A 12,769-nucleotide genomic window follows, 5' to 3' on the forward strand; every position below is an offset into this window, starting at 1 on the left:
ATTCATGCCGGCAGCCGAGGGATAGCGGCCCCTCATCCGCCTGCCGGCACCTTCTCCCCGCAAGCGGGGAGAAGGACATATGCCGCGCTGTCTCCGCTCCTCCCAATACCGCCCTGGACGCGGCCGAGGAACAAGCCAAACCTCTAACCCCGCCAGCCTACCTCGATCATTACCCGGCCAGGCGCCAGGCAGTAGAAGAGATACCCGCCGCGCATCTCTCGCGGCTCCCCCACCAGTTCGGCATCGCCATCCTTGAGTTCCCGATAAAGCCTGTCGACCTCGGCTCTCTCCGGCTGGATGAATCCGAGATGGTAGGTGACGACCCCAAGCGCCTGCTGCTCGGCCCCGCCGAATTTTTCGACCGGGTGGCTGACGACGATTTCGAGGCCTGAATCGTCGTTGAGGATGGCCAGGCCGTTCGCGCCGCGCATCTCACGCAGAGTCAGGCCGAAATGCCGGACGAGGAAGGCGCTGGTTACCGTAACGTCGGGCACGTGGATATCGATATGGTTCATACGCATCGTTTTCTCGCAAAGTTGCCCCGACGGAACGCGACGCGGAAAAGGCCACGAGAATCCGCCGAGAGCGGCACGGGATGTGCCGTTTCTCGTCGCGGGTTCTCAACGGTGGACCGAAGGATCAGAGCTTCCTTGCGGAAGGGGCCGTGCTTACCATATCCGGCCCTGCCTTTTTCGACGGACGAGCTTTAACACAAGGCGGCTCGAGCGCTCAAGCCCTCAGAACAACCCCTCCACGAAACCATCCTCGTTCAGAAAGATGCGTTCCGCGGACGGCACGCGCGGCAGACCGGGCATGGTCATGATCTCGCCGGTGATCGCGACGACAAAACCGGCGCCGGCCGAAAGCCGCACTTCGCGCACATGCACGATGTGACCCTCCGGCGCACCGCGCAAGGCGGGGTCGGTCGAGAAGGAATATTGCGTCTTGGCGATGCAGATCGGCAGGTCGCCGTAACCCTGCTCCTCCCAGGCCTTCAACTGGTCGCGCACGCCCCGGTCGGTAGTGACTTCGCCGGCATGATAGATCTTCGAGGCGATGATCTCGATCTTTTCGAGGAGCGGCAGGTGATCGGGATAGAGCGGCTGGAATTTCGCCTGGCCGCCCTCGGCAAGCTCGACCACCTTGAGGGCAAGCTCCTCGATGCCGGCGGACCCTTCCGCCCAATGCCGGCAGACGATGCCGTCCGCACCGTGCCGCGCTGCGTAGTCCTTGACGGCGGCGATCTCATCCTCCGTATCCGAGGTGAAATGGTTGATGGCGACGACCACCGGCACGCCGAATTTCCGCACATTGGCGATATGGCGGCCGAGGTTGGCCGCGCCGCGCTTCAGCGCCTCGACATTCTCCTGGCCTAGATCCTCTTTTTTCACCCCGCCGTTCATCTTCAATGCCCGCACGGTGGCGACGATGACGGCCGCATTCGGCTTCAGCCCTGCCTTGCGGCACTTGATGTCGAAGAACTTTTCGGCGCCGAGATCGGCCCCGAAACCCGCTTCCGTCACCACATAGTCGCCGAGCTTCAGCGCCGTGCGCGTGGCGATCACCGAATTGCAGCCATGGGCGATATTGGCGAACGGCCCGCCATGCACGAAGGCCGGATTGTTTTCGAGCGTCTGCACCAGGTTCGGCTGCATCGCATCCTTCAGAAGCACGGTCATCGCCTTGTCGGCCTTGAGGTCGCGGGCAAAGACGGGCGAGCGGTCGAACCGGTAACCGATGACGATGTCGCCGAGCCGTCTTTGGAGGTCCTTGAGGTCGGCCGCCAGGCACAAGATCGCCATCACTTCCGAGGCGACGGTGATATCGAAGCCGCTCTCGCGCGGAAAACCGTTGGCGACGCCGCCGAGCGATACGACCGTCTGGCGCAGCGCCCGGTCGTTCATGTCCATCACCCGCCGCCAGCTGATCCGCCTTGTATCGATGTTCTCGGCATTGCCCCAGTAGATATGGTTGTCGATCATCGTCGACAGCAGGTTATGGGCAGACGTGATGGCGTGGAAATCGCCGGTGAAATGCAGATTGATGTCTTCCATCGGAATAACCTGCGCATAACCACCGCCGGCCGCTCCACCCTTGACCCCGAAACAGGGGCCGAGCGAAGGCTCGCGCACGCAGATGACGGCTCGTCTGCCGATCCGGTTCAGCCCGTCGCCGAGCCCTACGGTCGTCGTCGTCTTCCCCTCGCCCGCCGGCGTCGGATTGATGGCGGTCACGAGGATCAGCTTCCCGTCCTTCTTTCCCGAAAGCGACGCGATGAACTCCGCCCCGACCTTCGCCTTGTCGTGGCCATAGGGGGCGAGTGCCTCGACGGGAATCCCGAGCTTCGCGCCGATCTCCGTGATCGGCTTCTTTTTCGCGGCGCGTGCGATTTCGATGTCGGATCTGACCTCTGCCATAGCTTCGCTCCCCCAAGTGCTTTCGGATCAAACATGTCCTTGCGGTTATGGTTAGCGAAGGAAAGGCTATGTGAATAGCCGCAACCGGATAGCCGCCAGGAGCGTGCACAAGGAAAAGGGCGGCACGATCGCTCGCACCACCCTTCTCAGGCGCCGGCGCCGATGTATTGGTTCAGAACCGCTGGGTTAGAGAGAGTTTGAACGACCGGCCTGGTTCGGAGAAATATGGTGCTGGCTGGTAAGCGTTTCCCGCAGCTGGCGCCACGCTCATGTTCGTGTCGCGAAGCGCAACCGCGTTGTAGTAAGTCTTGTCGAACAGGTTGTAGATGCCCGCTTGGATCCGCAGCCCCTTGGTCTGCTCCGGCTCCCACCAACCAGTCAGGTCGGCGAGGCCGTAGCTAGGCGCTTCGAACGTAGCGGGGTTGCCTTCGTGCCGCATGCCGCCTGCAAAGATCCCGGTAAGGTCGACGCCCCAGGTTTCCTGCTCGTAGCCAACACCCACAACGGCCTTAAGAGGCGCGATGGTACGGATATATTCGTTAGTTTCAGTGTCCCGGCCATATGCAAACGCAAGAGCGCCGTGAACGTTGAAACCGTTGTCGAAGCGTTTGATACCGCTGACCTCTATACCGGAGATTTGCACCTTGCTGCGGTTGAAATTCTGGGTAATGCCTGCGGCAAAGCCTGGAGCCGGAGCCGACGTGCTATCGATGAAGTTCTTGTAGCGGTTATGGAAGAGCCTAACGCGGCCGCCGAAATTCTCGTCGCCGAGATTGGCACCGATCTCGAAGCCGTTGGCGGTTTCAGGCTCCAAGTCGGCATTGCCGATGACGGCATACCCCTGCGCCGGGTTAGCGAAGTTTAGGTAGAGTTCGCTGACCGTCGGCGCGCGATAGGCCATCGACCACTGTGCGAAAAGTTGCACATCCGGGCGCACGTCGTAGGTCGCCAACAGCTTCGGCGAGACGCCATGGCCGTTGGTGCCGTCCGGCAGGCCGAAGCTGGTGAAACCGGAATTGTCGGTGTAGGCGCCGGAGCTTTTCGGTCGGTACTCGAAAAGATCGAACCGCACGCCGGGAGTGAGGGCGAAGCCGTTGCCGAACTCCATCTTGTCGTCGAGATAGATGCCGAGCCGGGTTCCGTCGACATCCGGCATATCGGACTGATCCGCATGCAGCGCCGGGCAAGAGAAGGCGAGAGCGATCGGGCTTGCTGTGCCCAGAATGCAGGCGTCGACGCCGTCGAGGAAGGAGCGAGCCTTGAAGATTTCGACATTGCCGCCGAGCGTCACCGTGTGGCTGACGCCGCCGGTCTCAAACTGCGATTCCAGCGAGCCGGTCGCGCCGATCGTGCTCTCCTGCAGTTCGTTGTCGCGATACCAGGGGCCTGCCACGGTGCCGACGCGAGTGCCTTCGTTGCCAGCGTTCTTCGTCAGCCGTTGCCAGTAGACTGTCAGGTTTGCCAAGTTGATGAGGCTGTCCGGGTCCGGGGCCTCGAACTGGTAGTCCAGAGAAACGCGCTCGCGGCGAGTGTCGTCGTGGCCCCAGAAGTCGCCCGGCGCATAGACGCGCGATGAGCCGGTCGTGGCGCCCTGGGAGGTTTTTAGATCGTTTTCGAACTGACGGTCGAAGCGCTCGGCCGTTAAACCGACGCGATGTCCACCTTCAAGATCCTGGCGCAGCTTGAACAGCAGGTTATTCTGGTCGAGATCACCTGGATTGGCTTCCGTCCGGGTCGGGCCGATGCCGCCGACGTCGCCATTGCTCTTGCGCTCATGCCCCTTCTTGTAGCCGCCCTGGAAGAGAATTGAAGTATTCTGGATCTTCTTAGCGACGGCAACCGAAGAGTCGAAACTGTTGTCCTGGCTGTCATAGGTTAGCTTCCCGATGCCGCTCCAGTCGCGACCTTCGCCGATCAAATCCTCGGGCTCAAGCGTCCTGAGCACCAGAGCGCCGCCGAGGGCGCCGTTGCCGGCGCGGCTCGAATCCGCCCCGCGCAATACATCGAGGGTCGACAGCGAGCTGAAATCGAAGCTATCCCCGCCGCCTTGGGCGTTCGTTGCGGTGGTCGGAGCACCGCCCGCCCCGCTGCGGCCATCGTTGGACAGGAATGGGATCGGGATGCCATCGATGAGCGTCGTGACGCGCGCGCCGCCGAGGCCGCGGATGAACAGGCCGCCGTCGTTCTTGCTGAAGTCGACACCGGGCTCCGTCGAGCGGCCGAGATCTTGGATGCTGCCGATGTCCTTCTTGGCAATCTCTTCCGCCGTCGTCGTGCTCGCAAGCGGCGTGTCCGCCGCCACATCCCCCGCCTTCACCCGTTTCCCCTTGAGCACGATCGGCTTCAGCGTCGTGTCCGCCTGCGGCTGTGCGGCCTGTTGGGCGGAGGCGCCGCAGGCGAGGGAAAACACCGCAAGCGCGGTGCAGGTGGCAAGGGTGGATCGCAGACGTCGGGTGAGCATGACTGTCCTTTCAACAGGGCACACGAAACCGCCGGCGCGCGTCAACGCACCGGAAAGGCGGCGGCCCTTTTCAATTCTGGCAAGAATGTGGCGGGAGGCAGGAAATGCCTTATTCATGCCATTAGAAAACATGAGTATTATTGTCAATTATTAAAACATGACTCTAATCATCATATTTATGCGAGGCTGGTCCGATGGCAAAAATACAACAGGACCGAATGCAAGAAGGCCCGGATCGCTCCGAGCCTTTTGGTTCTTGGTAGTCGCGCCGTCCGCGGGGGGCAAGAGATGGTCTGCCGCATCTGGCTCCAAAACGCCCCCGGCGCTTCGCTTTCGCTCGGCGCGTTCGTCACCGCAATCAATTCACCGGGGTCGATTGCTCCGGCTGCGCCGGACCGTTCCTGCTCCCGGCGCCTCGCTTGGGCTCGGCGCGTTCGACGCTCAAAACGCTCCACTGGAGCGTTTTGCCGGCTGCGCCGTCGCGTCTTACCCCTCCCCGATCGCGATCAAGCTGGCGTTGCCGCCGGCGGCAGCGGTGTTGACGGAGATCACCTGCTCTTCGGCAAACCGCATCAGATAGGCAGGGCCGCCCGCCTTGAAGCCGGTGCCGGAAAGGCCGGAGCCGCCGAAGGGTTGGGTGCCGACCACGGCGCCGATCATGTTGCGGTTGACATAGACGTTGCCGGTATCGAGCGCCTCCGTCACCTTGCGGATCGTCGCCTCGATGCGGCTGTGGATGCCGAGTGTCAGGCCGTAGCCTGTCGCGTCGATCGCCGAAAGCACCTTGTCGAACTCCTTCGCTTTCCAGCGCACCACGTGCAGAACCGGGCCAAACACTTCCTTGGTCAGCACCGCGGCGCTGTCGAGTTCGATGATGTGGGGGGCGAAGAAGTTGCCGGTCGCCGGCGCGCTTCCGGCGTAACGTATCTTCTGTTTTCTGGCCCGCATGTCCGAGATGTGGTCGGCCAGCATTTGTCTCTGGTTCTCGTCGATGATCGGCCCGACATCGGTAGTCTGTTTAGCCGGATCGCCGAGATTGAGTTCGGCCGCCGCCCCCTCAATCATCTTCAGCATGCCGTCGGCGATATCCTCCTGCAGAAAAAGGATGCGCAGCGCCGAGCAGCGCTGGCCGGCCGAGCGGAAGGCGGAAACGACCACGTCGTCCGCCACCTGTTCCGAAAGTGCCGTCGCATCGACGATCATCGCGTTGATGCCGCCGGTCTCGGCGATAAAGGGCACGATCGGCCCGTCCTTGGCGGCCAGCGCCCGGTTGATTGCATGCGCAGTTTTCGTCGAACCGGTGAAGGCGATACCGGCGAGCTTGCGATGCGCGGTGATCGCCGAGCCGACATCCGGGCCGCCCGGCACCAGCGCAAGCACTTCGGCCGGAATGCCGGCCTGATGGAACAGCCGGATTGCCTCAAACGCGATCAGCGGCGTCTGCGGCGCCGGTTTTGCGACGACCGTATTGCCGGCCACCAGCGCGGCGGAAATCTGCCCGAGGAAGATCGCCAGCGGAAAATTCCACGGCGAAATGCACCCGAACACCCCGCGTCCGCGCCAAAAATGGCGGTTGTCCTCGCCGGTCGGTCCCGGCATCGTCGTGGGCATGGCGAACAGTTCGCGGCCCTTGTCGGCATAGTAGCGGCAGAAATCCACCGCCTCGCGGATTTCGGCAATCCCGTCGTCCAGCGTCTTGCCGGCCTCGGCGGCAAGCAGCGCCAGCAGCCGGTCGCGGTTTTCCTCCATAAGCCCGGCGGCCCGTTCGAGGCATGCAGCGCGGATTTCCACCGGCTGGCGCGACCAGGCCCGAAAAGCCTTGGCCGCAGCCGTGAAGGCTGCATCCACATCTGCCGGCGTCGCATCGCGCACGGTGCCGACGATCTTCGAACGATCTGAGGGAGACCGAACCGGCTTTTCCTCCGCCTTGGAGGTGACGCCTGCTACCAACGGCCCCGCCGTCACCTCGCCCCACGGCTTGGAAACGCTGGCCATCAGCCTTTCGAGCTCGACCCGGTGGCCGAATTCGAAACCAGCGCTGTTCTTGCGGCGGCCGTAGATGTCCGAGGGCAGCGGGATCTGCTTGTGCCGCGCGCTGATGCCGTCATCGAGACCGAGCCTTGCGGCCGGTCGTTCGAGCAGCTTTTCCACCGGCACCTGCTTATCGCCGGCAACTGCCACGAAGGACGAGTTGGCACCGTTTTCGAGAAGCCGGCGCACCAGATAGGCGAGCAGGTCGCGATAACCGCCAACCGGCGCATAGATGCGGCAGGCGATCCGGTCGTTGCTGTCGAGAAGATCGTCGTAGAGGGCCTCGCCCATGCCGTGCAGTCGCTGGAATTCGAAGCCGGTGCGGTCAGGGCCGGCAAGCTCCAGAATGGTCGAGACGGTCAGCGCGTTATGGGTCGCAAATTGCGGAAAGATTCGCGCCCGCTTGGCGAGAAGCTGCTGGGCGCAGGCGAGATAGGCAAGATCCGTCGCCGGCTTGCGGGTCCAGACCGGATAGTCCTCGATCCCCCGCTCCTGCGCCCGCTTCACCTCGGTGTCCCAATAGGCGCCCTTGACGAGCCGCACCATCATCCGCCGGCCATGCGTGGTGCAGAGCTGGTCGATATAGTCGATCACCTGGGGCGCCCGCTTCTGATAGGCCTGGATCGCCAGGCCGAACCCGTCCCAGCCGGAAAGCGACGGATCGGAGAAGGTGGCGGCGATCACGTCGAGCGACAGTTCCAGCCGGTCGGCCTCCTCTGCATCGACGGTGAAATTGAGCTGGTGTTCCTTGGCCATCCGGGCGAGATCCAGAAGGTCGGGTACCAGTTCAGCCATCACCCGGTCATGGTGGGTGGCGAGGTAGCGCGGATGCAGCGCCGAGAGTTTGACGGAAATGCCCATCCGGTCGGGAAGCTGCCTGCCCTTGCCGTGTTTTTTCATATGCGCGCCGATCGACTGGATCGCATCGGCATAGGAGCGGAAATAACGCTTCGCGTCTTCCGCCGTGCGGGCGCCCTCGCCCAGCATATCGAAGGAATGGCGGTAGCCTTTCTCCTCGCTCTTGGCGGCACGGACAAGCGCATCCTTCATCGTCTCGCCGAGCACGAAATGGTGGCCGAGAAAACGCATCGCCTGCTTGGTGGCGGTGCGCACGGTCGGCAGGCCGACGCGCTTGACGAGGCCGCGCAGGATTCCCTCCGGCGTCTCGCCGGGGCCAATGACGCGCGCCGAAACCGCAAGCGCCCAGGCAGATGCCGACACGAACCAGCTTTCGCCGGAGGCCTCATGGGTGCTCCAGCCACCTTCGCGCAGCTTGTCCTCGATCAACCGGTCCTGGGTCAGGGCATCGGGCACGCGCAGCAGCGCCTCGGCAAGCACCATCAGCGCCAGCCCTTCCCGCGTCGAAAGCCCATACTCGCGCAAAAAATCCTCGACACCGCCGACCTTGCCGGCCCCGTCGCGGATGGCATTGATCATCCGCCGCGCCCGCTGGTCGATCGCCGCATCCTGCGCCGAGGTGAGGCTGGTGCGGGCGGCGAACTGCCGGATCAGCCGGTCGTCATCACCGGCATAAGGCGCGTTAAAGGGAATGAAGGGCTCGGTCAGAATCTGGCTCATATGCATCTCCGTTTCATTCTCTCCATAGCGGGAATTTCCTGGTGATTTCGGCGGATCTTTATGGCATTAACGAAATATCTCACGGCAACTCTGGCAAAATGTAGCGAAACATGAAGGACATCGACCGTCTCGACCGAAAAATCCTCCGGGCGCTCCAGAAAGAGGGGCGCCTGAGCAATCTCGAACTCGCCGATCGCGTCTCGCTTTCTCCCACGGCGACCGCCGAACGGGTCAAGCGGCTGACCCGCGAAGGATACATCACCGGTTATAGCGCTTTGCTGTCGCCGGAAAAGCTCGGGCGCAATCTGCTCGTCTTCGTACAGGTCAAGCTCGACCGCACCACGCCCGACGTTTTCGACGCATTCGCCGCCGCGGTGAAACGCAGCGACGACGTGATGGAATGCCACATGGTGGCAGGCGGTTTCGATTATCTGGTGAAGGCGCGGGTCGCCGGAATGGAGGCCTACCGGCAGTTCCTCTCGGAGGTGATTCTCCCGCTTCCGGGGGTCAGGGAAACCCACACCTATGCCGTCATGGAGGAAATTAAGGGAACCGGATATATCCCCGTATAAATCTTGACCCCGTAACTCCATGAATTCATGGAAATAAAGTGAGCCTATATCGGAAAACATAGCGGTTTCTGTTGCAACGCAGGAAATTTCGCTGGCTATTCAAACCGATTTGTATATTTGTTAACGATTACATAAACCATCTGTCAGCTTCGCCCGCATGATCACTTTGGAACGGCAATCGATTCTGAACAGCGAGATTTCCGCCGCGGATTCGCGGCTGGAAATATTTGCTGCCATGAAGCGCGTTGCCCACGAGTTCGGGTTTCGGCATATTACGCTTTTCACCGCCACCAGGGCGGATGAGACGCTTTTGTCGCGGATGATCGTCGAGACGACGCTGCCCGCAAGCTATGTCCAGGAATTTGACCGCCGCCGCCTTTTGAAGCTTTGTCCGGTCGCGCCGATCATCTCGAAATCGGCCCTTCCCTATTGTTGGTCGATCGACGATCCCGAAAGCGTGCGCGGTTTTCCGGTGCCGGTCGAGATGGACGAGTTGCAGCGCCGCTACGACATCATCACCAGCGTCGCGATGGCGGTGCATTCGATCGATGGCGGCCGCTTCATGCTGCGCTTCGACGGCGTCCGGCATCGGCTGAGCCAGGTGGAGCTCAACGAGATCGGCATGATCGTGCTGCATGCCTTCGATGTCTTCGACAAGATCCGCCGCAGTGCCAAGACCGGCACCGCCGGGCCCCTCACCACCCGCGAACTGGAGGTGGTCCGCTGGACGGCACAGGGCAAGACATCTTCCGAAATCGGACGGATTCTCTCGCTCTCGGACCACACCGTTAACGCATATATGACCAATGCCATAAAGAAACTGGATTGCGTCAACCGCACCCAGTTGGTAGCTAAGGCTCTGAGATTGAGACTCATAGTGTGAGGTTGGGGCGTTATCTCCCGGCCTATGGGAGAAAAAGATTGACGTTTTGGGTCGAACACACCGAAAAACGCGTCAATACTCAATACAAGGAAGTGGGGCTCTCGGCTGACGAGGTGGTGGAACTCGCCTCGGCCTTCCGTTTTTACGGTTATTGGCGGATCGACCTGGACACCGGCCATTTCTTCGCGACGGAGGATGTCTGTCGCATCCTGGGCCTGGAGCCCAAGGACGGCCCCATGAACATGGTCGCCATCACCGCGCGGATCCATCCTGACGACATGCCGCAGCTGATGGAGACCTTCGAGCGCGCCAGCGGCGAACGCCTGACCTATCACAACATCTACCGCGTCAAGGCCGATGCCGAGCACTACAAATATGTTCGCAGCGTCGGCAAGTTCCGCGACAAGCCCGGCACGAGCGGCGAGGTCGTCGGCATGACCTACGAGTTCTTTGCCGAACGTCCAGGCGTGACGTTCTTTCTCGACGAACCAAGTCTCCCGAAAACCTGAACCCCTAAAAACCCAACCGGCGCCAGCCGGCTTACCGGTCGAGCACCGAGCGCAATTCTACCAGGTTCGAGCGAACCCTGAGCGTGTAGAAACCCATCACCGCCAGATGGCTCGGCATGATCCAGCCGTCCTCGCGGCCGTTGGAGATGATCGCCGGCTGGATGCGCAGGGCCGACTTGAACTGCGACAGCGTGTCGGTCCACAGCGGCCCGATATTGCGCTCGCGGATCACCTGGGAAAAATCCGCTCCTGCCGCAGCAAGCACCGCATAATAGCCGTAGAGCTGGCCGTAGGCGAACCAGAAGCGATCGTCGGCGCGCGTATCGAACCAGCCGGCATTGTAGTTCTCCGAGCGCTCCCGCAGGATCGCCGACGTGCCGCCGAGATCGTTGGCGATCCGGTCGATGAACTGGATCAGGTTGTCGGCGCGGCCGTCGAAGGTCGCGTTGCAGGAGGTCAGATCGGTATTGAACGCCCTCAGCTTGCTGATCGCCGCGCGATAATAGCTTGGGGTCGGGGTCTTCGGCCCAAAGGGGCTAAGCCCGAAATACCAGGAAAATTCGTCGAACTGCAGGTTGCCGCGGGCGTCCTGGAGGTTGTTGTTGATGCTCGACGTGCCGCGCACGCGCCCAAGCGAATCGACGAGTTCCGTCGAGGTGCGGCGCACCGCCTGGTTGACGCCGCGCTGGAAGGAGGCCTTGTTGTCGAGGAAAGGCGTGTGATCCCAGTCGATGCCGAAGAACCCGAGCCGGTAGAGCAGCATCGAGGAGATCCAGGCATTCTGGTTGACGTTCATGTCGGTGAGATCGGCGGCCGCGTCGACGATCGCCGACGACTGGCATTGTTTCGCGCCGGTCGCCGGAGCGGTCGCATTGGCGCTTGCAGGGGCCGTTGCGGGCAATTCCTGGCCGGCCGGCACGTTGCGCTCCGACCAGCGGTAGCTGTCGACGAAATTCGGGTTGAAATTGGTCCAGACCTGCGTCTGCCAGAAGAAATAGCCGTAGAGCCCGATCATCAGCACCAGGAAGGCGAGGATCGGGCCCTTCACCATCCAGTGACGCTGACGGTACCACCCATGTGCGGCCATGAACGGCCAGACGATCCAGGCGATAAACAGCCCTATGCCTCGCCCGACGGCCTGGCCGATTCCTTGAAAGAAGGCGGTAATCCGGTCGAGCATCGCTGTCTCCTCGTGAGGCGGGGTGCATCCGATTGGGCTTGGCTCACACATATGTGCTCGGCGTCACAAGCACAACGGGGCGCAGCGTTTCGTCGCAACCGCAAGAAACGAATGCCTAGCCGGCTTCTCGACGGGACCTATCGGGACCGGACGAGCTTGAAGCCGGCAATCGTCGGCAGTCGAAAGCCGCCTTGCCCGACACCGGCTTTTGCCGCCTCCCCGGGGACCTCGGCGGGAAATCGCTCGGCAAAGGCCTGGTCGGCGCGATGCCGCCGCTGGTCGAGCCCGTGCAATGTCAGCATGCCGTTTGCGAAACGCCCGACCTCGGGCACGAGATGCGGAAAAAGTTCGGGCTTCAGGCCGGCATCGCCATGCCCCCCGGCATCGGCAACCACCCGGTAGAGGATGAGCAGGTTTTCCGTATCGCCGATCAGCTTGTGCAGGAGGATGTTGCAGGTGCCTATCCGCGCGTTCAATCCTGCGACAAAGTCCTGAAAGACCTGGATCGCCGGCTCCGTGCGGCCGACCAGGTCCGTACCTGTCATCGCAACACCGTCCTCGCCGCGCAGCTTTTCGGTGATCTCCGGGCGGTGGTCGATGAAGGTCACCAGGTCGCCTTCGCTCTCCCTGCGTTGTCCAATCAGGAAATCCCGCTCCTGCCGCACCAGACCGGCAAGCAGGTCGGCGCGCCGCAGGAGCTCGCCCAGCCGGTTGAGCGGCGCCGGGCTGCGCCAGCGCGCCCGCTGCCGGCGGTGTCTGGCAGCGCCGGAAATGTAGCCGATCAGCGTTTCGAAGCGCGTCGGCACCTCCCGATCGTCGAATTCCTGGGCGCAGACGCCGATCTCCGCTGCCAGATCTGCGACCAGCCGGGCCGTTGCCGACTCGATCGCCTGCCGCTCGGACAGCTCGGCTGTCAGCCGCTCGGCTTCCGCCGCCAGCTTCTCCTCGTCCGGCAGGGCGAGATCCCGCGCGGTTTCGGCAAGCAGCGTTGAAATCGGCCCGAGCGCATCGCCCATTGCAGCCAGAACGTTGCCGATCCGCTCGATCTCGCTGTCGAAATTCCCAGGTGCCGCCACGCCCATTCTCCCGCCGTCTGAGGACCAAGATAACGCCGCCGCAGAATTATGCCACGCCGTCC

Annotated in this window: 9 protein-coding genes; 3 read left to right on the plus strand and 6 right to left on the minus strand. The window is 62.3% G+C overall.

Annotated elements, in window-relative coordinates:
* Positions 1 to 143: 143 nt before the first annotated feature.
* From ACZ9IU_RS15355 to putA, 4 genes are all read right to left on the minus strand, one after another.
* Entirely contained in the window at positions 144 to 521 is a 378-nt protein-coding gene (locus ACZ9IU_RS15355; protein ID WP_038544311.1) for a VOC family protein, read from the minus strand.
* Between the two features lie 216 nt (positions 522 to 737).
* Positions 738 to 2,417 (minus strand): formate--tetrahydrofolate ligase, encoded by a 1,680-nt coding sequence (locus ACZ9IU_RS15360; RefSeq protein WP_038544313.1) that lies wholly within the window; start codon positions 2,415 to 2,417, stop codon positions 738 to 740.
* Between the two features lie 172 nt (positions 2,418 to 2,589).
* Complete coding sequence (locus ACZ9IU_RS15365; RefSeq protein WP_038544315.1) at positions 2,590 to 4,878, minus strand: TonB-dependent hemoglobin/transferrin/lactoferrin family receptor; 2,289 nt, start codon at positions 4,876 to 4,878, stop codon at positions 2,590 to 2,592.
* A 486-nt stretch (positions 4,879 to 5,364) separates the two neighbouring features.
* Positions 5,365 to 8,487, minus strand: coding sequence for a bifunctional proline dehydrogenase/L-glutamate gamma-semialdehyde dehydrogenase PutA (gene putA, locus ACZ9IU_RS15370; RefSeq protein WP_038549477.1), 3,123 nt, complete (start codon positions 8,485 to 8,487; stop codon positions 5,365 to 5,367).
* A 110-nt stretch (positions 8,488 to 8,597) separates the two neighbouring features.
* Here putA and ACZ9IU_RS15375 point away from each other — a divergent pair, with 110 nt between their 5' ends.
* The 3 genes from ACZ9IU_RS15375 (at position 8,598) to ACZ9IU_RS15385 (ending at position 10,451) form a co-directional block, all read left to right on the plus strand.
* A complete protein-coding gene (locus ACZ9IU_RS15375; protein WP_038544317.1) occupies positions 8,598 to 9,059 on the plus strand; it encodes an Lrp/AsnC ligand binding domain-containing protein in 462 nt (153 codons plus the stop codon).
* Between the two features lie 157 nt (positions 9,060 to 9,216).
* Positions 9,217 to 9,942: a helix-turn-helix transcriptional regulator gene (locus tag ACZ9IU_RS15380; RefSeq protein WP_038544319.1), complete on the plus strand. Its 726-nt coding sequence runs from the start codon at positions 9,217 to 9,219 to the stop codon at positions 9,940 to 9,942.
* Between the two features lie 38 nt (positions 9,943 to 9,980).
* Complete coding sequence (locus ACZ9IU_RS15385) at positions 9,981 to 10,451, plus strand: PAS domain-containing protein (RefSeq protein WP_038544321.1); 471 nt, start codon at positions 9,981 to 9,983, stop codon at positions 10,449 to 10,451.
* Between the two features lie 31 nt (positions 10,452 to 10,482).
* On the opposite strand, the gene ACZ9IU_RS15390 is transcribed toward ACZ9IU_RS15385, so the two are convergent.
* Both ACZ9IU_RS15390 and ACZ9IU_RS15395 read right to left on the minus strand, forming a co-directional pair.
* A complete protein-coding gene (locus ACZ9IU_RS15390; RefSeq protein WP_038544323.1) occupies positions 10,483 to 11,631 on the minus strand; it encodes a DUF2333 family protein in 1,149 nt (382 codons plus the stop codon).
* A gap of 137 nt (positions 11,632 to 11,768) precedes the next feature.
* Positions 11,769 to 12,707, minus strand: a complete 939-nt coding sequence (locus ACZ9IU_RS15395) for a hypothetical protein (protein ID WP_038544325.1) — start codon at positions 12,705 to 12,707, stop codon at positions 11,769 to 11,771.
* Positions 12,708 to 12,769 lie beyond the last annotated feature (62 nt).

This window comes from Mesorhizobium sp. USDA 4132, assembly GCF_056279545.1.